The following is an 18,669-nucleotide window of genomic DNA, read 5'->3' as shown; positions in this document are numbered from 1 at the left end:
AGTCGGTGATGCCTGAGCGGCCGTGAGTGCATTCACATGCCGAATACAGGACACTCGCTGGACGATTTATCCGAGGAATGTAGCTGGGATCCCTGTGGGAGCCGAGCAGCCCCGACCGGCGAAGAACGCGCTGGTCGGGCGACCAGTGGCTGGGGCTGTTCCAGGCGCCACGGCGAACTGATCTGCCGCGCTCCGCGCGGTTGCAGTTGCACAGTTGGGGGCCGACTGGGGTGTTTTCGGGAGCCCGCTCATTATGAGCGGGCTCCCCCGGAGCCTGGCCCGACTCGAACGGTGCTGCCACCCCTGGGCTCAGTGACGCGCGGTACCGGCGCCGCGGGTTGGGCAGGCCGGCCTCAAAGCGTAGTTCACCTGGGCCCAGCCAGGGGTGTCCGCACATGCCGCGAAGCGCTCGTCACGGAAGGTAACCGGATCGCGGGTGCCTGCATCCGGACGTGCCGAAAACAGTGCGTCGGATTGCTGGCGCCAGGGTGCGCCCGGCCTTGGGCTACAGCAAGCCGATCCCCGAGGCTGGTCCAATGGGCTAACGTCCTCGGTGCAGCCAGGCCAACAGATCCGGTGGGGCCATCTCAGCCGCGCGCCGGTGGTAACGGCTGAGTTCCTCGGTGCTCAGGAGCGCTTGTCCAGCACCCGACCGGCCCTTCCGGAAGAAGGCTTGATGGTCTTTCAGCACGCCGAGGGCATCGGGCACCAGGACCTGGGCCCGCTCACGCATCGCGGCGAACGTGGCGGCCTCCACCAACGTCGACCACCGCTCGGCTGGCACCTCGATATTTAGCCAGGCGGCGATCCGCCGCATCTGTCCTCCGAGGTCGGCCAGGAGATCGTCATAGTGCACCAGCAGCACATTCGGCTCCCCCCGGCGTCGCCAGGCATCAGTCAGATGCCAGAGCACACCGGGCAGCGAGTCCAACGCCTCCTGCGGATCTCTATCACGCTCGGTCCACCGCACCAACCAGGAATGCAGGGAAGGGCGTGCCGGCGGTGCACTGCTGGGCTGCGGGTCGCCGGTGAGCTGGCGCACTCGTTCCCGGTCGATGTTGTCGCTCTGGTGGTACAAGGACACCGCCATGTCCAGCGGGTGCCGCGCCACCACGATGTACGACACGTCGGGCTCGACCGGTACCCCGTCCAGTGGCGTGTGCGTCTTGATGAAGCGCCGATGCTGCTGGGCGGCGAGATGGTCGTACACCTGCCGCTGTGGGGCGGTCAGCCAGTCGAGCCACGGGGACAGTTGCGCCAACGGTGCCGGCAGGTCGGCGGTCTGGAAGATCAGCAGCGCGCAGATCACCTGCATCCAGGTGGTGCCGCTCTTAGATCGGGTGCTGATGACGATGTCGCCACGCCGGAACGGGAAAGCGAGCCACCTGCCGCTGTCTTCCTCGGAAGATCGATAACGCACCGGAGCCGTCATCCGAGCGAGCCTAGAGGACCGATATAGCAGTCCGCTTCTTCGTTTCCGGATCTGCCGCCGACCGCGCGCTACGCAATGTCACCACACCCGGATCGAGCCGGCGCCCGGTCGTGCCGAGATGAGTAAATGCGGCCGACGTGATGCTCGCGCGGACAACGGGGGCAGCCATCAGCCGATTGGTGTGGGACCATCACGCCGTGCCTGAGTTGATCGTACGGGACATGACGAGGAACGAGTTCGAGGAGTGGCGTGACCGTACCATCCGATCATTCGCTGATGAGCAGGTAGCAGCCGGTAACTGGTCCGCGGACGAGGCCCTCGAGTTGGCCACCAAGGCAAATGACGTCCTGTTGCCGGATGGCTTTGCGACTGCCGGAATGCTGTTCTTGAGGGCCGTGCTTCCCGACGGCAACTATGTTGGCGTGTCGTGGCTGGGCTTGACGCACCCGCGCGGTTCGCCCGACTGCGCGTTCATCTACGACATCGAGATCGATGAGGCGTACCGCGGAGCCGGCTACGGACGCGCGCTCCTGGCTGCGGCCGAGGACGCGGTGCGCTCCCGTGGCGTGGGTCGCCTAGAGCTCAACGTCTTCGGCGACAACGCCCGGGCGATCCGGCTGTATGAGACTTCCGGCTATCGCGTCGTGACACAACAGATGCGTAAATCACTCAATTGACCAAGAGCCAGATCGATTGCCGCCGCCGGTGTACTGATCTGCCACCGACCGCGCGTTGTGGAAGCACGGCTTTGTCGATGAGCGGATGTTGGTCATCGGTGTGGGTAGATGCCCGGCGCCAGCTCATCGGTGACGATCTGGCGTAGCGGTAGCCGATCCCGTCGACAACGATGGCCCTACTGCCCCGCTTGTTGAGCGTCACCCGTCCCCCGCCCTGCCGTGGCCAGCAGTCCGCCGCCATACAGCCATTCGTACAGCCAAGACCGCCGGCCAACGCCGACGTGATCCGACAGTGACGGACGGCTTGAGCAGGAGCAGGTTGCCGTGACCAGCCCTCCGTGATCTTCTTCTAATCCCAAGGCCGCAGGTTCGAATCCTGCCGGGCGCACCACCGTCACCCGAGGTCAGCGGCTTGTCGCGTCCCGGCTAGTCGATCATCGCGGACCAGGCCAGCCCGAGCAGTTCCCCGCGACGGAGCCCGACCGTCAGAGCACAGACGTACAGCGCTTCCAGACGGCGCGCTGACGACGGCGGTACGCTGGCCCCCGCCTTGCGGGCGTTGGACCGGCGGGAACGGTCCCCCGGTCTACGTCTCACCTCGGTTTGGAGGTCCAGGTGCCACTGGCCGACCTGTTCCGGTACGCCGACGGCACGCTGGATGGTGATCCGTGGCCGCTCGTGCGGGAGCTGGCCGTGAGCGGTGATCGCTCGGCGGCAGCGTCCGTGCAGGCCGCGCTGGAACGCCACGCGCGCGAGCGCAACTGGTACGGCCGGGACCTGATGGCGCACGTCCTGGCCGGACTGTCCGGGGCCGAGGTGTTCCCGCTGCTCCTGCGGGTCTTCGCTGGCGCGCTGCGCGGCGAGGACGACGAGGACGGGGAACGACTGGGCCGAGCGTTGAGCGCTGTCATGCGGGCCGACCGGGCCGGCTGCCGGGCCGTCATCCTCCCGGCGCTCGCCGGCGATGATCCCGACTTGCGCAGAGCCGCGCTGTGGGCGCTCCGCGACGTGTTCGAGCCGTCCGACATGGGGACGCTGCGCGAGGCGCTGGCCGATCCCGATCCGGCAATCCGGCGGATCGCCGTCAGCTCACTGCCTAGCGTCGCCGAGGACCCACAGGCATATGAGCTTGTCGTCGCGACCTTGCAGGATCCGGACGACTGGGTCCGGCACCATGCCGTGCTCCTGCTGGCCTGGTCCGCCCCGCCGGCGGTCGTGGATCACTTGGTTCCGCTGACCTCCGATCCCTCCTGGTACGTCCGCTCGGCGCTGGGCCAGGCGATCGGCCGCATGGCCGCGAACTCCGATCGGGCCCCCGCCGCAGCCACCGCCCTGCGCAAGCTGCTCGCCGACTCCGAGTCGGCGGTGCGGTCCCACGCGGCCACCGGCCTTGGCCTGCTGGGCGAATCGCTCGACGCCCTGCAGTCCACGACGGACGACCCGGACTGGTGGGTACGCGCCGCAGTCACGAATGCCCTCGCCGCCAACCTGCGACGCTGGCCGCCCGCCCGTCCGCTGCTAGCTCAACTGACCCGCGACGAAAATCCGACCGTGCGGGAAACCGCAAAGAAAGCGCTCCACGCCTCCGAATAACGCCCGACCAGAACTACTAACAGAGCATCCGGACGCAGTCCACGGCGGCCAACCCGGCACGCGCTAGGCATCAGCCCGCCGTGGCTATGCGTGGGGCTCGCACATACCCAGAGCATCGCGCTGCCAGTCGCTTCCGAAGAGATCGACGGGGTAAGTAACCTCTCTGACTTGCTCGTCCTCGGTCTGGACCGACAGTCGTAGCGACAGTGGCTCTAAAAGCCGGAAGGCGATCGAGCACACGAACCGCAGCTCGACCATGACCTGGCCGGTGCCGCCAGCGGGTATCACACGGGATCGTTCGATGCTGTGAATCACGACGCCCGGCCGCTCTGCGGTAACCCCACGAACCGTGATCGGCGCGGGACCGGCGTTGATCAACATCAACTGTCCGGACAGTTGGACCGATCCTTGGGAGGACGAGCCTCCGAAGTTGGCCGATCGAGGTACGGCCACGAGTGCGACCACAGCGTTCCGCTCCCGCTGATCACGCGAGTCTCGCAGCTGGCTGACGCCGAAACCGCCAAGCACAACACCGACTACGAACGCAGCGACGAGCCGCAGTGTCATCTTCCGTCTGGCCATGAGCCGGTCAGAAGTGGCGGTGCCCGACCCCGCCGGCTGGCGATTCTGGTCGTCCAGGTCGATCACTGCATGCTCCTCGACATGGGCGTCAGCCTAGGGTCCACGAGAACGGCGAAGGGTCCCGGTCGGACACGGGGTGAGCCTGGAGCCGTAGGTTCACCAGGTATTTCAGGCGGGTCGTTGTGCCACCAATCCCACCAACGGCGGCCACCACCGCCAGCACGACCGCAACCGCCGCCGAAATGACCGCCACCACCGGTCTGGAACTTCGCCACATCATGCGCGGACTAGACCTGTTCTTTGAAGTGGATTCCGGAGCGACGGCGGTCCGCGTCTTGGATGCCATGGCGAACGGCCATCCGGATCACGGCGTACAGGGTGATCAAACCCAGCACCCACGCACCTAGGCCGGTGAGCAGATCCCCAAGAGGGGAGCCCGGCGACGATGCGGCTGCGAGCGGAGACTCCAACATCATGGGCTGCACAGTAGGCAGCGGTGAGTGTGCTCGCTGTCCCTTAGGCGAGCGATACCCTCCGCAGTTGTAACCCTGGCGCGCTGGTCCAACTCGGCTAGCCTCAGGCAAGGCACAGCCCCCGGTAGTGAGAGGACCGGGGGCTGCGCTCTTGCGTCGGGTCAGGCGGTCGCCCGGCGGAGTCGGTGACGCTCCAGCCGCTCCGCGCGGAACTTGTCGAGGATGAGGGCGGCAGCCGCGAGCCGAGGGCACCCGCTCGGGATGCATGCTGAGCAGTCATTGCGCTCGTGGTACTCGACGCAGTACGACGCGAGGACGACCGGGAACGGCACTTCAGGCACGCCAGCCTCCCGCCCGGTGCTCTTGGCCGCGAGTGAGGAGCGGGGAGCACTGGTACTCCATCGTCGGCTCATCGGACCAGTAGCAGCGCCCGGAGTTGCGGCGGACCTGGACGTCGTTGACCGCTTGCGGGCTGAGGGCCCCTGAGCGGTTCTGATACGCGGTTGCTGGGCCGGTCAGGTCGGCGGGCCACCTCCGCCTCAGCCACGCGCCCTGCGCCCGTCTACGCCACTTCAGCAACATCTGTCCCTCCTCTTGGTTTTGGGGTCGCTACCGACCGTAGACCTGTACGTCTATGGACGTCTAGTACGTACCGCAGGTCCAAGCCGTTCAGGACGTCAAGGAAGGTTGGGGCATGGTCGATCCGTTGTCGCCGACGCCGCTGTACGTCCAGGTCGCCGATCTTGTAGCGAAGCGCATCGCGGACGGTGAACTGGAACCGCTGCGGCCGATCCCGAGCGAGTCGCAGCTACAGCAGGAGTACGGCGTGGCTCGCGGTACGGTGCGGCAGGCGGTGCGCCTCCTCCGCGAGCGGGGGCTGGTCATGACGATCCCACAGCGGGGCACCTACGTGGCCGAGAAGGCCGGGAAGTAACGGGGTACGCCTGTGCGCCGGCTCCGCATCATCGCCTACGCCACGGTGATGGTTGCGGTGGGCCTGTTCGGTGGCGGCTGCGGCCGGTTGGGTGACGCCATCTCGGGGGACGTGTCCGCCCGCGACTGCCACCCGGACCCGAAGACGGTCGCCGCCCTGCGAAAAGAACCCATGGTGACCCAGGCGCCGCCCGGCGCCACCCTCGCCGCGCTGAGCGAGACCGTGAGCTGCGGTTGGGAGGGTCCGGAGCCCATCAACCTCGGATCGCTCGACCGCGACATCACCGGAGCCGGCACCGCCGGCGAGGTGTCCCGCTTCTACACGGACCTCGCCCGCTCGAACGGCTGGCAGGCCCTCGGCCAGGGCGGCGGACCCAGCACCTTCGACGCCGGGAAGCCGGACGGGACCCACTGCTCGTGGTACCTGCAGGTCCGGAACACCGCCAAGGGCACGTACCACCTGCAGATCACCTACACGCCTCGCGACCTCCGGCCCACCTGCCTGTGACTGCCGCGCATCACACCCCGCCCCGCCGGCGCCCGTCAGCGTCCTCGATCGCGTGCCGGACCGCTAGCCGGATCACCCAGTAGAGAACGAAGAGGCCCAGCGCGTACAGGAGAACGGCTGCAAGTGCGGCATCCATGATCGTGAACCGTAGGGATCAGCTACCAGTGCCGCTACAGCCGTTCGGACAGCCAAGAACCACCGGCTGAGGTCCGTCGCCTGCGGCGCCCGACCGGCGTGCAACCTTTCACCCCGCGATCGGCGACATAGAGACGACCAGAGCCCAACGTCCACGCCGGCCGACCAAGGGAGCAGGATGCGGCCCGACCTAGAACGGGAGTACGTCGAGTACGTGCGGGCGCGACTGCCGCGCCTGCATCGCACGGCGTACCTCCTCTGCGCCGACGCGTACCAGGCGGACGACATCGTCCAGGCGACGCTCACGGCCCTCTACGTGAACTGGAAGCGCGCCGCCGGCGCCGACAATCTCGACGGGTACGTGCACCGGATCATGATGCGGCGCTACCTCGACGAGCGGCGGCGCGGGTGGTCCAAGGTGCTGCTCGGGGATCGCCTGCCGGAACAGTCCACCCCGGTCGATCAGGCGGTCGAGGAGCGGGACGCGCTGGTGACGGCGTTGCGGTCGCTGCCCCGGGGGCAGCGGGCGGTCGTGGTGCTGCGCTACTTCGGGGACCTGTCGGTCGAGGCGACCGCGGAAGCCCTCGGGTGCTCGGCAGGCAACGTGAAGAGCCAGTGCTCGCGGGGTCTTGCCGCGCTGCGCGAGGCGCTCGGCGAACGGCATCCGATCACGGTCGTACAGGGAGGGAGGGACCGGTCATGAACGAGGAACAGGAACTGCGGGACCGGCTGGCGGCGGTCGACGTTCCGCCCAGCCGTATCGAGCTGGACGCCCTGGTCCGCGCCGGTCGCCGGCGTGCCTTTCGCCGCCGCTCGGTCCAGGGGGTCGGGGGTGTGGCGCTGGCGACAGCCCTGCTGCTCGCGGTGCCGTCGATCCTGACCAGGGCGGGAGCGCAGCCGGCCGCCGGCCTGGCCGACGCCTCGGCGGACCCTACGGCCACAGTGGAGGCGACGGCGTCGGCGGAGCCGACCGCGTCACCGGCGGCCACCGCCCCGGACGGCCGCTGCACGATGATGGAGCTGCCCGTGCCGGGCGGCATGAGGGACGTCACGGCCGACGCGGTGGATCCGGCCGGGCGGTACGTGGTCGGGAACAGCGTCGTCGGGCAGGACTTCCGGCCGGTGCTGTGGACCGACGGGCAGCCGCAGGCGCTGCCGGTGCCCGGCCAGTCGGTCCAGGTGACCGCCGTCAACTCCGGCGGGATTGCGGTGGGCCTGGTGGAGAACGGGCCGCAGGAGGAGTACGTCTTCCGCTACGAGAAGGGCGGGTACACCCGGCTGCGCACCCCGCCGGGGAACTGGCACGTGTACCCGTCCCCGGCGATCAACGCGGCCGGCGACGTCGTCATCAACGCGGAGCCGCGCGGGAACTCGGGGGGCAAGGACAGCATCGTCCTGCTCTGGAAGGCGGGGTCGACGACCGCGGTCAAGCTGCGGCTTCCCGACGGCGCCAACGCGTACGACATCACCGACGACGGCACGATCGTCGGCGCGATGTACCGCAACGGCGTCGGGATCGCGGCGTACGCCTGGGACCAGCAGGGCAAGGGCCGGAAGCTGAGGGCGCCGGCCGGCGAGACCGGCGCCGCCTACGCGGCAGCGGGCGACTGGGCGACGGGCGGCCTGTGGCCGTCCCGTTCGACCGCCGTGTGGAACATCCGGACCGGCGAGGTCACCGACCTGGCCACGGAGGGACCGGGACAGTCGGTCAACGCGGCCGGCTGGGTGGTCACCAATGGGGTACTGGTGCGGGACGGCGCCGCTGTCGACCTCAGCGTGCCGAGCGGGCAGGCCGGCTTCGCCTCGGCCGTGTCCGACACCGGGCTGGTCGTGGGTCAGGCACGGAGCAGTGACAGCAACGACCACCAGAACCTGGGACCGCGCGTGTGGCGGTGCTGACGCAGCCGTAGGCGCAGGCGCGGCCGGTGGCGGGAATCGCCACCGGCCGCGTCGCCGTCGACGTCATTCCCCGACCGTGCCGAACGTCGGCGCGCCGACGCTGTCGTAGGTCAGCATGGTCACCCCGCTGGGCGAGTTGCGGCTGTCGGTCATCCGCAGGCCCGCCGGCGGCACGCCCTCGGCGAAGAGTCGCTGCCCGCGGCCCAGGACCACCGGGAAGACCAGCAGGTGGTACGTGTCGATCAGCCCCTCCCGCATCAGCGATCGGGCCAGCGCGCCGCTGCCGTGCACCTGGAGTTCACCGCCGGGGCGGTCCTTGAGTTCGGTGACCCCGGTGGCCAGGTCGCCGTCGAGCCGGTGCGAGCCGGACCAGGTCAGCTCGTCCTTGCGATTGGTGGCGACGTACTTGGGCAGCCGGTTGAGCGGGTTGTCCGGTCCGCCCTCGGCCGGGTCGGTGACGTGCGGCCAGTAGGCCGCCATGATGTCGTAGGTGCGCCGGCCGAGCAGCAGCGCGTCGGCCCGGCCGAGGATCTCCCCCATCCACCCGCCGACGGTCTCGTCAAAATGCGGCGGCAGCCAGCCACCCAGGTCGAACCCGCCGCTGACGTCCTCGTCCCGCCCGCCGGGGGCCTGCATGACGCCGTCCAGGGTCAGGAACGTGGTGACGGTGAGTCGCATGACGTGTCTCCTCCGGTTGGGCCGGCCCCGCGCCGGCTCTCACCATGCCGACGGCCGGAAGCCGACCGATTCGACAATCCGACCTCTCGGAGGGTGTGACCTGAGCCACATCCCTTCGGCTTCCGGGCGAACACGTACGCCTGCTGGCGCCGCAGCCCCTCCCCCGGCGCCTGCCGCAGGGTCGCGGTGACCTCGAGACCCGCCTCCGCCAGCTGTGCCGCGACCCGTTCGGGCCGGGCGGGGTACAGGTCGAGCGGCACCGGGTGGCCGTACGGGTGGTCCAGGCGGACGTGTTCGTCGTCGCCGGCGTGGAAGCCGAGCAGCGCGTGCCCGCCGGCCGCGAGCGCCCGGTGGAACTCGGCGAACACCGCCGGCAGCACCTCGGGTGGCGTGTGGACGGTCGACCACCAGGCGAGGACGCCGCCGAGGCGACCGTCCGGGATCGCCAGGGCGGTCATCGAGCCGACCTCGAACCGCAGGAGCGGGTACGCCCGCCGGGCCAGGTCGACCATGCGCGGCGACAGGTCGACGCCGAACGCGTCCACGCCGAGCCCCGCCAGGTGGGCGGTCACGTGCCCGGGCCCGCACCCGACGTCCGCGACCGAGCCCCCGCCGCCCGAGCGGACCTGCTCGGCGAACGCGCCGAGCATCGCCCGGCCCAGCGGCATGTCGGGCAGCTTGCCGGGCACCAGGGCGGCGTAGTCGACGGCCACGGTGTCGTACGCCGCCCGGGTGCGGACCAGGTGGGCGGGCTCGGTCATCCGCCGACCGTAGCGTCCCGGACCCGCTCGTGGACCGAGACGTGGCGGCGCCGGACGCGGGAGTGGGTGAGGCGGCGGCCGCGGGACCTCGGCCGCCGCCTCGCCGCGCCATGCTGCGGCGCGGATCGCGACGCCGTACGGAGGACCGGGGGGTTGGTCGTCCGGGCGGGGTCGCGGCGCCGATGCCGGGCGGGCGGGAGGGGGGTGTGCCCGCCCGGCATCGGAGGTCAGTGGGTGGGTCGGGCGGTCGGCTTGCGGTCGGCGTCCGGGGCGTCGGTTCCGGCGGTGGTCGGGCGGGCGCTGGGCCGGCCGGTCGGGTGGCTCGGGGTGGCCGTGGGCCGGGCCGCCTGGCTCGGCTTGCCCTTCGCGCCGGCGAGCAGCGCGTCGCAGTACGCCGCCACCTGCTCCTTGTCGCCGGCGGTGGTGATCAGCACGCGGAACGCCGGGTTCTCCAGCGCCTTGCCCGGGTTGTCGCCCGCACCGGCCCGGTACGCCCGGCAGAGGCCGACCAGGTTCGGCGAGGGCGTGCCCTGCGCGTCACCGGCGCCCTTGCCCTTGTCGGCCGCGTCGGACGGCTTGCCGGTGGCGTGCGCCGCCGGCTTCGTGGACGGCTCGCTGCTCGTGCCGGGCAGGGTGCCGGTCGCCGCAGCGAGCGCGACCCCGCCGGTGGCGGTGACCGCGACGACCGTCGCGCCGGCCTTCAGGGTGAGGAGTTTCGCGAGGGCGAACTGTGACATCGAACGGCTCCGTTTGGGATAGAGAGTTCGGACCGGCCGCCCGGCGTGCCTCCGGAACAGCTCACCGTCCGGCGGGGGTGCCGGGCGGCGGGACGGACGCCTGGAACGACCGGCAGCCGGGTGGGGCGGCCGGCTGCCGACGCGCACCGGCGGCGCCGCTGAGTGATCAGTCGGCGACGCCGGAGGCGTGCTGGTCGAAGTTTCCAGTGCGTGCATTCCGTGCCCCTCAGCGCCGCCCCCTCGCCAGATGTCACACCGTCACCGTCGGGCACCGCGAGCCGACCGACCGCAACCGAAGAGGCTGGTCAGGGCGTACGCGGGCCGACCACGGGCGCACCGCCGGGGGCGCCGGACCCCGCGCCGGTGGCATATGCTGCCGCGCGGCACACGGGGGAGGTTCACATGCGACGGTGGCGGGGCCTGGTGGCGGCTGCCCTGAGCACGGTGGCGCTGGCGGGCTGCGGGACGCCGGCCGGCCTGGACGGCGACCTGACCGACGACTGGCGGCCGGTGGGCGCCGTCACGCAGTTCGCGCCGAAGGCGGGCGACTGCCACCTGATCGCCGCCCCGACCAGCTACCTGACCAGCTACCAGCCGGTCGACTGCGCCCGGGCGCACCTGGTGGAGACCTTCCACCTGGGCACGTTCACCGGCCCGCTCGCCGAGCGGCCCACCCCGCCGAAGGTCGGGTCCGCCGCGCTCCGACCCGCGTTCGCCGAGTGTGCCGCGAAGGCGACGGCGTTCGTCGGCGGCGACTGGCGGGGCGCCCGCCTGACGATCCAGGTGGTGCCGCCGTCGCCCCCGGGCTGGCAGGGCGGCGCCCGCTGGTTCCGCTGCGACATGTACGAACTGAACGCAATCGACGGCGATCCCGACTACGCCCACGGTCAGAGCGACCTCGCCAGCCAGCACGCCGGCAGCCTGCGGGGCGCGTTGAAGGGAGCGTCGCCGCTGGCGTACGGCTGCCTGACGACGACCTCGTGGGACAGCTTCCTGCAGACCTCCTGCACGAAGAGCCACCAGTACGAGTACGTCGGCACGTGGACCGCGCCGGACGGGCGGTTCGAGGAGGCCGCCGCCGGCCGGGAGACGAGCATCCACGCCCGGTGCCGGACCCTCGTCGCCCGGTACGCGAAGGTCCCGGTCGACCGCGCGCTGCCCTACCGGACCGGCACGGCGTTCCGGTTGCCGTCCGAGGAGGCGTGGGCCCGGGGTGACCGCGGCATCCGCTGCTTCTACTGGTCCAGCGGGAAGAAGGTGACCCGCTCGATCAGGGGCGGTGGCCCGCGGGTGCTGCCGATCGGCTGACCGGCGTCGCTGCCGGGTCGGCCGGCAGTGGCGCCAGCCCGAACGCGGCGAACACCGCCCGGTCCTGGAAGACCACGTTGCGGCTGACCCGCCCACCGGTGACGGTGAGCACCTGGAGGGTGTGCGGCAGGTACGCGTCCCCGTCCCGCACGTACGCGGCCAGCGCGGGCTGCCCGTTCGCCGCGGTGGGGACCAGTCGCCAGTCGGTGCCGCGCAGCGCCAGGATCCGGGCGATGAACCGGCCGTAGCGGTCCCGGCCGACGTACCAGTTGAGCACCGGCGGCATCTCCAGCACCGCGTCGTCGGTGAGCAGCCGGGTCAGCGCGGCCACGTCGGCCCGCTCGAACGCCGCCACGTACCGGTCGACCAGCGCCCGCTGCTCCGGGTCGGCCGGCTCGGCCACCTGCTCCTCGCGGACCGCCGTCGCGCCGAGCCGGGCCCGGGCCCGCTGCAGCCCGCTGTTCACCGCCGCGGGCGTGGTCTCCAGGGCCTCGGCGATCTCGGCGGCCGACCAGTCGAGGACCTCGCGCAGGATCAGGACGGCCCGCTGCCGGGGCGGCAGCAGCTGCAGCGCGGCGACCAGCGCGAGCCGCAGGCTGCCCCGGGCGGCGACCACGGTGGCCGGGTCGAGCAGGGCGTCCGGCAGCGGCTGCAACCAGGGCACCTCGCCGACCACCATCGGCGCCGCCGGGTCCGGGTTCGGTGCCACGAAGTCCGAGGGCAGTGGCCGGCGGGCGCGGCCGCGCAGCGCGGTGAGGCAGGCGTTGGTGGCGATCCGGTGCAGCCAGGTGCGCAGCGAGGCGCGGCCTTCGTCGTACCGGTCGAAGGCCCGCCATGCCCGCAGCAGCGTCTCCTGCACCAGGTCCTCCGCCTCGTGCACCGAGCCGAGCATCCGGTAGCAGTGGGCCAGCAGCTCCGGCCGGTACGGGCCGGTCCGCCGGCCGAACTCCTCGCTGGTCACCGTCACCGTTCCGCCCTCCCGCCGCGCCCTCCCCATACCTACCGGCCCGGTCGCCGAAATTCATCCCCGCCGGGCCGATGAGTTGCCCCGGCCCGCCGAGTAGGTACCGGCGGAAGGTTGCCGTGAGGAAGGACGACCATGACCGCGGGCCGGGCCCGGCGGGTAATCGGGATGATCTGCCGGGCCGGGTGGTCCACCATCGTCGGATGCCGCACCATCGACCGGCGGAGCCGGACATCCAGCGCTACTACACCGAGGTGTTCGACGAGGCGGATCGGCTGCACCGGACGCCGCAGGGCCGGCTGGAGGCACGGCGCACCCGGGACCTGCTCGCCCGCCTGCTCCCCGCGCCGCCGGCGACCGTGCTGGACGTCGGCGGGGGCACCGGCGCGTACGCGGGGTGGCTGGCGTCGGCCGGGCACCGGGTGCACCTGGTCGACCTGGTGCCGGCGCACGTGGCCGCCGCAAGGGCGGCGTACCCGGAGGTCACCGCGACGGTCGGGGACGCTCGTGCCCTGCCGTTGCCGGACGACTCGGTCGACGCGACCCTGCTGCTCGGCCCGCTCTACCACCTGACCGGCCGGGCGGACCGGGTGACCGCGCTGCGCGAGGCGGCCCGGCTCACCCGCCCCGGTGGGCCGGTGGTCGCGGCGGTGATCAGCCGCAACGCGGCCCTGATCGACCTGACCGCGCAGGGGCGGGTGGACGAGCGCAGCCGCCCCCTGCTGCTCGGGGCGTACGCCACCGGGGTGAACGACCCGGAGACCGGCTTCACCACCGCCTACTTCCACCGCCCGGAGCAGGTGGTGGCGGAGTTCACCGCGGCGGGCCTGCCGGCCCCGACGGTGTACGGGGTGGAGGGTCCGCTGTGGCCACTGCTGAACACGCTGGACACCGGCTCGGAGGACCGGCTCTTCGCCGACGCGGTCGCCTGCGCCGAGGCGTTCGAGCGGGATCCGGCGGTGCTCGGCGCCAGCTCCCACCTGCTGGCGGTGGCGCCCGCCTGAGCCGCCCGTCCGGCGGGTGCCGGGAGCGCCGTTCGGGCCAGCGACGCACCGCGCACCGAGGGTGACCAGTGGCGTTTTGCCATGTTATTCTCCGGCGTCGATCCAGGCCGTGCCGAACCCGACCGGGTCGCTGCCGGAAGGACGCCTCGCCGATGCCGGTCGTAGCCGCCACGACATCGCCACCGGCCCCGCTGGACCAGCCGGGCGCCGGCGCGTTCACCCTCGTCTTCACCACCCTGCCGGCGCTGCTCCGGCTCACCTGCGGCCTGGTCGCCGCGGTGGTGGCCCTCGCGGTCCGCACCCCACCCGTCCGGGTGGGGCTGCTGGTCCCGGCGGTGGCCGTGCTGACCGCCTGGTCCGTCTGGTACGCCGTCCGCGCGCTGCGGCACGGGGCCACCGGCCCGCTGGTCGCCGGCGACGTCGCGCTCACCACCGCGGCCGCACTGGCGATCCCGTGGCTGGTCGCGCCGGAGGTGCTTCCAGGGGAAGTGAGCTGGATCGCGGTGCTCGCCAGCACCACCGTCATCAACGCCCAGGCCACCTCGCCGGCGCGCTGGTCGATCCCGGCCGCGCTGCTGGTCACGGCCGGCTACGCGGCCGGCGCGACGGCCGCCGGCAACCCGGTCGAGGCGCGGGCGCACGCCGTGACGCTGCTGGTGCAGGCCGGCATCACGGCGGTGCTGACCGCGGTGATGCGCTCCCGGATCGGGCGCGCCGACGCCGCCTTCGCCGACTACCAGCGGCTGGCCCGCGAGGCGGCGGCCGCGCGGGCCGCCCGGGACGCCGAGCGGCGACAGAACCGCGACCTGCACGACACCCTCCTCGGCACGCTGACCATGGTCGGCCTCGGCGCGGTCCCGGGCCCGTCGGCCACGCTGCGCGAGCGGTGCGCGGCGGACCTGCGTGCCCTCGCCGCGCTGGCCGACGCCAGGTCGGCGCCGGCGGCCGGCCCGGTCGCGCTGGACGACCGGCTGCGGGCCGCCCTGACCCGGCTGCCCGACCTGCCGGTGACCGCGACGCTCGCCCCGTGCGTGGTGCCGGCGGAGGTCGCCGGCGCGCTCGCCGACAGCGCCGCCGCCGCCCTCGCGAACGTGGCCCGGCACGCGCCGGGCGCGCACGCCACGCTGCGCCTGGCCCGGGACGCGGAGACCGTCGTGGTCGAGGTGGCCGACGACGGTCCCGGCTTCGACCCGACCACCGTCCCCGCCCACCGGTACGGACTGCGGGAGTCCGTCATCGGGCGGATGTCCACCGTGGGCGGCCGGGCAGAGGTGACGTCCGCCCCTGGTGCCGGCACCCGGATCCGGCTGGAGTGGACCGGTGGCTACTGACCTGGGTGCGCGGCTCGACGACGTCCACCGCCGACCCGACGCCGCGCCGGCCGACCGGGCGGGGACGGCCGGTGGGGCGCAGCCCGCCGACGGGACGGTATCGGCCGGCCGGGCGGCGAGCGCGGTGGCCAGCGCCTCCGACCGGGCCGCCCGGATCGCGGCGGTCACCATCGCGCTGGCCTGGCACCTGGTGATCGACCTGCCGGCGTTGCACGGCGCCGGGGCCACGCCCGCCGCCTCGGCCGTGATCGCCACGGCCTGGCTGGTGACCACGGCGGTCGGCGCGGCGGCCGGCGTACGCCTGCTGCGCGGTGGCCTGCCACCGGCCCGGCGGCTGGCGGCGGTGCTGCTGGTGGTCGACGCGGCGGTGTTCGCGGCGGTCGGCGGCGGGCAACTCTTCGCCTCGGCGAACTGGGTGTGGGGTGGCCTGGTCTGGTTCTTCCTGCTGGTGCTCTGGCGCCGGCCGGTGCGCTGGCTGCTCGTGCTGCTCGGCGCGCACGCGGCGATCGCCCTCGGCGCGATGTTCGCGCACGGCGCCACCGCCCCCGCCGACCTCGCCCGCTCCGCGATGTACGTCTACGGCACCTCCTCGCTGCCCGTCGCCGTCTTCGTCGGCGGCGCCGCGATCGCGACCCTGGCCCGGCAGCGGGCCGGCACCGCCGCCGCGGCGCACGCGGTGGCGGCGGAACGGATCGCGGCGGAACGGGCCCGCCAGGAGCGGCAGGCCCGGCTCGCGCTGGTCAGCGGCACCGCCGAGGAGGTGCTGGCCGCCCTCGCCGCCGGCGAGGCCGACCCGGCCGACCCCGAGGTACGCCGCCGCTGCGTGCTGGCCGCGGCCCGGCTGCGCCGGCTCATCGCCGAGTCGGACGACGTGCCCGATCCGCTGCTGCACGAGTTGCGCGCCGCCGCCGACCTGGCGGAACGCAACGGCCTGCCGATCGAACTGGTCGCCCTCGGCGTCCCGCCGGAGCTGCCCGTGGAGATACGCCGGCGGCTGGCCGACCCGCTCACCACGGCGCTCGCCGACGCCCGCGACTGGGCCCGGCTGACCGTGGTCGCCAACCCGGACGAGGTGGTGGTCAGCCTGGTCACCCCGGAGCGGGGCGGGCCGGAGGCGACCGGCCCGCCCGAGCCGGGCGGGGAGGGGCCGGTGGACCACGTGCAGGAGCGGGACGGGGAGATCAGATGGACGCAGATCCGGTGGCGGAGGGCGTGACCGGCGGACGGCCGATCCGGGTGGCGATCGTGGACGACCACCCGGTGGTGATCGACGGGGTGCGCGCCTGGCTGGCCGGCGAGCCGCGGCTGCGCGTACTGGCCACCGGGGACGATCCGGACGCGGTGCTGCTGAACGCTCCGGACGCCGACGTGGTCCTGCTCGACCTGCGGCTGCACGGGCGGATGGTGATCGACAAGCTGGCCGAGCTGAGCAGCGCCGGGCGGCGGGTGGTCGTCTACTCCGAACACACCGACCCGGACACGATGCTCGCCGCGCTGGACGCCGGCGCGGTGGCGTTCCTCGCCAAGCACGAGGGGCGCGAGCACTGCGTGGCGACCGTGCTCGCGGCGGCGACCGACCGGCCGTACGTGCCGCCGGCGTTGGCCGGGGCGATGGTGGGCGACCACCGGCCGGACCGGCCGGCGCTCTCCGACAAGGAGCGTGAGGCGCTGCTGCTGTGGTTCCAGTCGATGTCGAAGGCGTCGGTGGCGCGCCGGATGCGGATCAGCGAGCACACCGTGAAGCAGTACGTGGACCGGGCGCGGATCAAGTACACCCGGGCGGGCCGACCGGCCGCGACCAAGGCGGCGCTGCTCGCCCGGGCGATCGAGGACGGCCTCGTCCGGCCGGAGGAGATCGGCACCTACCGGTCAGAGGCGCAGTCCGATAGGCCGACCCCCTAACGGGTGTCATGACAGCCGCCGCCGCGTCGGCCAGGCTCGACGTACCGCCAACCGTCACCGGGAGGTCGTGACCGTGCAGGAGGACGCCGCTCCCTTCTTCATCCGGCCGCACCGCTTCGACGCGGACGACGACGCCATCCGCCCCCTGCTCGACCGGCGGCACGCGCTGGTCCCCGAGCCGGGCGAGCAGGTGCTCGGGCAGCACCGGCTCGAGGTGGCCGGGCACCTGCTCGGCCCGACGGAGAGCGCCCGCGCCTGGAGTCTCCCCGCGCCGGCCACGGTCACCGTGACCGACCGGCGGCTCGCGTACGTCTGCTCCGGTTCGGAGCTGTCCCTGGTCACCGGGCCGGACGGCCGGACGGGCGCCCGGCACCGGCGCCCGGTCCGGCTGTCCCGCCTGGTCAGCGGCCAGATCCGCTGGCAGTGGCCGTCCCGGCTGGAGCTGGCCGACGGCCCGGACGGCCAGCTCGCGCTGCTGGTGGTCTGCGACGCGCTGCGCACCATCCGGCAGCCGGCGCTCGCGCTCACCGGGCCGGCCGCCGTGGTCACCGCGCTGGGCCGGCAGGTCCGCCGCTCGGTGGCCGGGTTCCGGCTGGTCCACCCCGAGCTGGTGGACCTCTCCCCGCCGGAGCGGGACACCCTCGCGCTCCGGGTGGGCGCGGCGCCGGGCCCGGTGCGGGGCGCCGTGACCCTGCCGGGGTCGCTGCCGGTGGAGTTCCTGTCCCGCGACGACTACTACCGCCCGGCGGTGGGCGAGACGCCCGACTGGCCGCGTCAGGGCTCCCCGGCGCGGGACCGCCCCGGCTCCGCCTGCTGACCCGCTCAGCCGGCGGGGGCCAGGGTGGGGCGGGTGCGGGCGCGCAGCCGGCGGAGCATCCGGGCGTCGGTGAAGCCGACCGCCCGGGCCGCGGCCTCCACGGTGGCGCCGTGCCCGATCAGGTGCTCGGCCCGCTCCACCCGCAGCAGCTGCTGGTAGCCGAGCGGGGTCAGCCCGGTGGCCTGCCGGAACAGCCGGCTCAGCGTGCGCTCGGAGACGCCGCAGGCGGCGGCCAGCTCGGCCAGCGGCAGCGGCTCGGCGTAGTGGGCGTCGATCAGGTCCTGCGCGCGGTGCACCGCGTCGGACAGGTGCGAGCGGTGCCGCATCATGGCGCTGGCCTGCTGTTCGTCCCCGTTGCGCCGGGCGTAGACGACGAGGGCGCGGGCGATCCGGGCCGCCGCCGCCGGGCCGTGCCGGGTGGCCATCAGGTGCAGCGCCACGTCGATGCCGCTGGCGATGCCGGCCGAGGTGACCACCCGGTCGTCGACCACGTAGAGCACATCCCGGACCACCCGGGCCGCCCGGTGCCGGCGGGCCAGCTCGTCCTGCACCTCGTGGTGGGTGGTGCAGCGCCGCCCGTCGAGCAGGCCGGCCCGGCCCAGCGCGAAGGCCCCGGCGCAGACGCTCGCCACGACGCCGCCGGCCGCGTGGTGGTCGGCCAGCCGCCGCAGGTCGTCGCCGCCGACCGGCCCCGCCGGGCCGTGCGCCGACACCCGCCACCCCGGTACGACCAGCAGGTCGTTCCGGTCCAGCGGGGGCCAGTCGGTGTCGGCCCGCAGGGTCACTCCCTGCACGGTCGGCACCTCCGGGGTGGCGGCGACGTAGTGCAGCCGGTAGTCGTATCCGAGGTCGGCGGCGGTGGAGAAGACCTGGGCCGGGCCGGCGAGGTCCAGCAGGTGCACCTGCGGGACCAGGAGGAAGACGACCCGGGCCAC

22 protein-coding genes are annotated in these 18,669 nt (G+C 73.0%); 13 read left to right on the top strand and 9 right to left on the bottom strand.

Annotation, left to right across the window (positions count from 1 at the left end; translation table 11 throughout):
• Positions 1-541: 541 nt before the first annotated feature.
• Positions 542-1,432, bottom strand: a complete 891-nt coding sequence (locus Q2K19_RS17325) for a sulfotransferase domain-containing protein (protein WP_302762332.1) — start codon at positions 1,430-1,432, stop codon at positions 542-544.
• A 197-nt stretch (positions 1,433-1,629) separates the two neighbouring features.
• Here Q2K19_RS17325 and Q2K19_RS17320 point away from each other — a divergent pair, with 197 nt between their 5' ends.
• Both Q2K19_RS17320 and Q2K19_RS17315 read left to right on the top strand, forming a co-directional pair.
• Positions 1,630-2,109, top strand: a complete 480-nt coding sequence (locus Q2K19_RS17320) for a GNAT family N-acetyltransferase (RefSeq protein ID WP_302762331.1) — start codon at positions 1,630-1,632, stop codon at positions 2,107-2,109.
• Between the two features lie 615 nt (positions 2,110-2,724).
• Positions 2,725-3,702, top strand: a complete 978-nt coding sequence (locus tag Q2K19_RS17315) for a HEAT repeat domain-containing protein (protein ID WP_302762330.1) — start codon at positions 2,725-2,727, stop codon at positions 3,700-3,702.
• An 84-nt stretch (positions 3,703-3,786) separates the two neighbouring features.
• Here the strand turns inward: Q2K19_RS17315 and Q2K19_RS17310 are convergent, their stop codons facing one another.
• The gene (locus Q2K19_RS17310; protein WP_302762329.1) at positions 3,787-4,350 is read right to left on the bottom strand and encodes a hypothetical protein; all 564 of its coding nucleotides are present in this window, start codon (positions 4,348-4,350) and stop codon (positions 3,787-3,789) included.
• A gap of 176 nt (positions 4,351-4,526) precedes the next feature.
• Here Q2K19_RS17310 and Q2K19_RS17305 point away from each other — a divergent pair, with 176 nt between their 5' ends.
• Positions 4,527-4,691, top strand: coding sequence for a hypothetical protein (locus tag Q2K19_RS17305; protein ID WP_302762327.1), 165 nt, complete (start codon positions 4,527-4,529; stop codon positions 4,689-4,691).
• Positions 4,692-4,918: 227 nt separating this feature from the next.
• Here the strand turns inward: Q2K19_RS17305 and Q2K19_RS17300 are convergent, their stop codons facing one another.
• Positions 4,919-5,098 (bottom strand): hypothetical protein, encoded by a 180-nt coding sequence (locus Q2K19_RS17300; RefSeq protein WP_302762325.1) that lies wholly within the window; start codon positions 5,096-5,098, stop codon positions 4,919-4,921.
• Between the two features lie 353 nt (positions 5,099-5,451).
• Here Q2K19_RS17300 and Q2K19_RS17295 point away from each other — a divergent pair, with 353 nt between their 5' ends.
• Together Q2K19_RS17295 and Q2K19_RS17290 are read left to right on the top strand one after the other, a co-directional pair.
• A complete protein-coding gene (locus Q2K19_RS17295) occupies positions 5,452-5,691 on the top strand; it encodes a GntR family transcriptional regulator (protein ID WP_302762323.1) in 240 nt (79 codons plus the stop codon).
• Between the two features lie 12 nt (positions 5,692-5,703).
• The gene (locus Q2K19_RS17290; RefSeq protein ID WP_302762321.1) at positions 5,704-6,198 is read left to right on the top strand and encodes a hypothetical protein; all 495 of its coding nucleotides are present in this window, start codon (positions 5,704-5,706) and stop codon (positions 6,196-6,198) included.
• Positions 6,199-6,208: 10 nt separating this feature from the next.
• On the opposite strand, the gene Q2K19_RS17285 is transcribed toward Q2K19_RS17290, so the two are convergent.
• Positions 6,209-6,334: a hypothetical protein gene (locus Q2K19_RS17285; RefSeq protein ID WP_302762319.1), complete on the bottom strand. Its 126-nt coding sequence runs from the start codon at positions 6,332-6,334 to the stop codon at positions 6,209-6,211.
• 177 nt (positions 6,335-6,511) lie between these two features.
• Here Q2K19_RS17285 and Q2K19_RS17280 point away from each other — a divergent pair, with 177 nt between their 5' ends.
• Together Q2K19_RS17280 and Q2K19_RS17275 are read left to right on the top strand one after the other, a co-directional pair.
• Positions 6,512-7,036 (top strand): SigE family RNA polymerase sigma factor, encoded by a 525-nt coding sequence (locus Q2K19_RS17280; protein ID WP_302762317.1) that lies wholly within the window; start codon positions 6,512-6,514, stop codon positions 7,034-7,036.
• Positions 7,033-8,232, top strand: a complete 1,200-nt coding sequence (locus Q2K19_RS17275) for a hypothetical protein (protein WP_302762315.1) — start codon at positions 7,033-7,035, stop codon at positions 8,230-8,232. Before Q2K19_RS17280 ends, Q2K19_RS17275 begins: the two co-directional genes overlap by 4 nt.
• 63 nt (positions 8,233-8,295) lie before the next feature.
• Here the strand turns inward: Q2K19_RS17275 and Q2K19_RS17270 are convergent, their stop codons facing one another.
• The 3 genes from Q2K19_RS17270 to Q2K19_RS17260 all read right to left on the bottom strand — a co-directional run bounded on the left by Q2K19_RS17270 (position 8,296) and on the right by Q2K19_RS17260 (position 10,408).
• Positions 8,296-8,910 (bottom strand): dihydrofolate reductase family protein, encoded by a 615-nt coding sequence (locus Q2K19_RS17270; RefSeq protein ID WP_302762314.1) that lies wholly within the window; start codon positions 8,908-8,910, stop codon positions 8,296-8,298.
• Positions 8,883-9,671 carry a class I SAM-dependent DNA methyltransferase gene (locus Q2K19_RS17265; protein WP_302762312.1) on the bottom strand — a complete coding sequence of 263 codons (789 nt, stop codon included), beginning with the start codon at positions 9,669-9,671 and terminating at the stop codon, positions 8,883-8,885. The genes Q2K19_RS17270 and Q2K19_RS17265 overlap by 28 nt, the downstream gene beginning before the upstream one ends.
• Before the next feature lie 227 nt (positions 9,672-9,898).
• Positions 9,899-10,408: a hypothetical protein gene (locus Q2K19_RS17260; protein WP_302762310.1), complete on the bottom strand. Its 510-nt coding sequence runs from the start codon at positions 10,406-10,408 to the stop codon at positions 9,899-9,901.
• A 402-nt stretch (positions 10,409-10,810) separates the two neighbouring features.
• Here Q2K19_RS17260 and Q2K19_RS17255 point away from each other — a divergent pair, with 402 nt between their 5' ends.
• Complete coding sequence (locus Q2K19_RS17255) at positions 10,811-11,716, top strand: septum formation family protein (RefSeq protein WP_302762308.1); 906 nt, start codon at positions 10,811-10,813, stop codon at positions 11,714-11,716.
• On the opposite strand, the gene Q2K19_RS17250 is transcribed toward Q2K19_RS17255, so the two are convergent.
• A complete protein-coding gene (locus tag Q2K19_RS17250) occupies positions 11,679-12,713 on the bottom strand; it encodes a sigma-70 family RNA polymerase sigma factor (RefSeq protein WP_446839646.1) in 1,035 nt (344 codons plus the stop codon). The two genes, Q2K19_RS17255 and Q2K19_RS17250, sit on opposite strands and share 38 nt — an antisense overlap.
• A 170-nt stretch (positions 12,714-12,883) precedes the next feature.
• Here Q2K19_RS17250 and Q2K19_RS17245 point away from each other — a divergent pair, with 170 nt between their 5' ends.
• From Q2K19_RS17245 to Q2K19_RS17225, 5 genes are all read left to right on the top strand, one after another.
• Positions 12,884-13,684 carry a class I SAM-dependent methyltransferase gene (locus tag Q2K19_RS17245; protein WP_302762304.1) on the top strand — a complete coding sequence of 267 codons (801 nt, stop codon included), beginning with the start codon at positions 12,884-12,886 and terminating at the stop codon, positions 13,682-13,684.
• Positions 13,685-13,836: 152 nt separating this feature from the next.
• Entirely contained in the window at positions 13,837-15,015 is a 1,179-nt protein-coding gene (locus tag Q2K19_RS17240) for a sensor histidine kinase (RefSeq protein ID WP_302762302.1), read from the top strand.
• Positions 15,005-16,231: a hypothetical protein gene (locus tag Q2K19_RS17235; RefSeq protein WP_302762301.1), complete on the top strand. Its 1,227-nt coding sequence runs from the start codon at positions 15,005-15,007 to the stop codon at positions 16,229-16,231. Before Q2K19_RS17240 ends, Q2K19_RS17235 begins: the two co-directional genes overlap by 11 nt.
• Positions 16,201-16,917, top strand: coding sequence for a response regulator (locus tag Q2K19_RS17230; RefSeq protein ID WP_302762300.1), 717 nt, complete (start codon positions 16,201-16,203; stop codon positions 16,915-16,917). Before Q2K19_RS17235 ends, Q2K19_RS17230 begins: the two co-directional genes overlap by 31 nt.
• Positions 16,918-16,990: 73 nt before the next feature.
• Positions 16,991-17,734, top strand: a complete 744-nt coding sequence (locus Q2K19_RS17225) for a hypothetical protein (RefSeq protein ID WP_368046148.1) — start codon at positions 16,991-16,993, stop codon at positions 17,732-17,734.
• Positions 17,735-17,739: 5 nt separating this feature from the next.
• On the opposite strand, the gene Q2K19_RS17220 is transcribed toward Q2K19_RS17225, so the two are convergent.
• Entirely contained in the window at positions 17,740-18,669 is a 930-nt protein-coding gene (locus Q2K19_RS17220; RefSeq protein ID WP_302762296.1) for a GlxA family transcriptional regulator, read from the bottom strand.

The sequence above is a fragment of the Micromonospora sp. NBRC 110009 genome, assembly GCF_030518795.1.
Lineage (GTDB): Bacteria > Actinomycetota > Actinomycetes > Mycobacteriales > Micromonosporaceae > Micromonospora.
This window is presented reverse-complemented; position numbering and strand designations above follow the sequence as displayed.

Bases quoted from the DNA above. Each gene is read 5' to 3' on its own strand.
- Q2K19_RS17230 (WP_302762300.1), top strand. From the start codon at position 16,201: ATGGACGCAGATCCGGTGGCGGAGGGCGTGACCGGCGGACGGCCGATC.
- Q2K19_RS17250 (WP_446839646.1), bottom strand. From the start codon at position 12,713: ATGGGGAGGGCGCGGCGGGAGGGCGGAACGGTGACGGTGACCAGCGAG.
- Q2K19_RS17325 (WP_302762332.1), bottom strand. From the start codon at position 1,432: ATGACGGCTCCGGTGCGTTATCGATCTTCCGAGGAAGACAGCGGCAGG.
- Q2K19_RS17265 (WP_302762312.1), bottom strand. From the start codon at position 9,671: ATGACCGAGCCCGCCCACCTGGTCCGCACCCGGGCGGCGTACGACACC.
- Q2K19_RS17245 (WP_302762304.1), top strand. From the start codon at position 12,884: ATGCCGCACCATCGACCGGCGGAGCCGGACATCCAGCGCTACTACACC.
- Q2K19_RS17295 (WP_302762323.1), top strand. From the start codon at position 5,452: ATGGTCGATCCGTTGTCGCCGACGCCGCTGTACGTCCAGGTCGCCGAT.
- Q2K19_RS17285 (WP_302762319.1), bottom strand. From the start codon at position 6,334: ATGGATGCCGCACTTGCAGCCGTTCTCCTGTACGCGCTGGGCCTCTTC.
- Q2K19_RS17260 (WP_302762310.1), bottom strand. From the start codon at position 10,408: ATGTCACAGTTCGCCCTCGCGAAACTCCTCACCCTGAAGGCCGGCGCG.
- Q2K19_RS17275 (WP_302762315.1), top strand. From the start codon at position 7,033: ATGAACGAGGAACAGGAACTGCGGGACCGGCTGGCGGCGGTCGACGTT.
- Q2K19_RS17240 (WP_302762302.1), top strand. From the start codon at position 13,837: ATGCCGGTCGTAGCCGCCACGACATCGCCACCGGCCCCGCTGGACCAG.
- Q2K19_RS17270 (WP_302762314.1), bottom strand. From the start codon at position 8,910: ATGCGACTCACCGTCACCACGTTCCTGACCCTGGACGGCGTCATGCAG.
- Q2K19_RS17255 (WP_302762308.1), top strand. From the start codon at position 10,811: ATGCGACGGTGGCGGGGCCTGGTGGCGGCTGCCCTGAGCACGGTGGCG.
- Q2K19_RS17305 (WP_302762327.1), top strand. From the start codon at position 4,527: ATGACCGCCACCACCGGTCTGGAACTTCGCCACATCATGCGCGGACTA.
- Q2K19_RS17280 (WP_302762317.1), top strand. From the start codon at position 6,512: ATGCGGCCCGACCTAGAACGGGAGTACGTCGAGTACGTGCGGGCGCGA.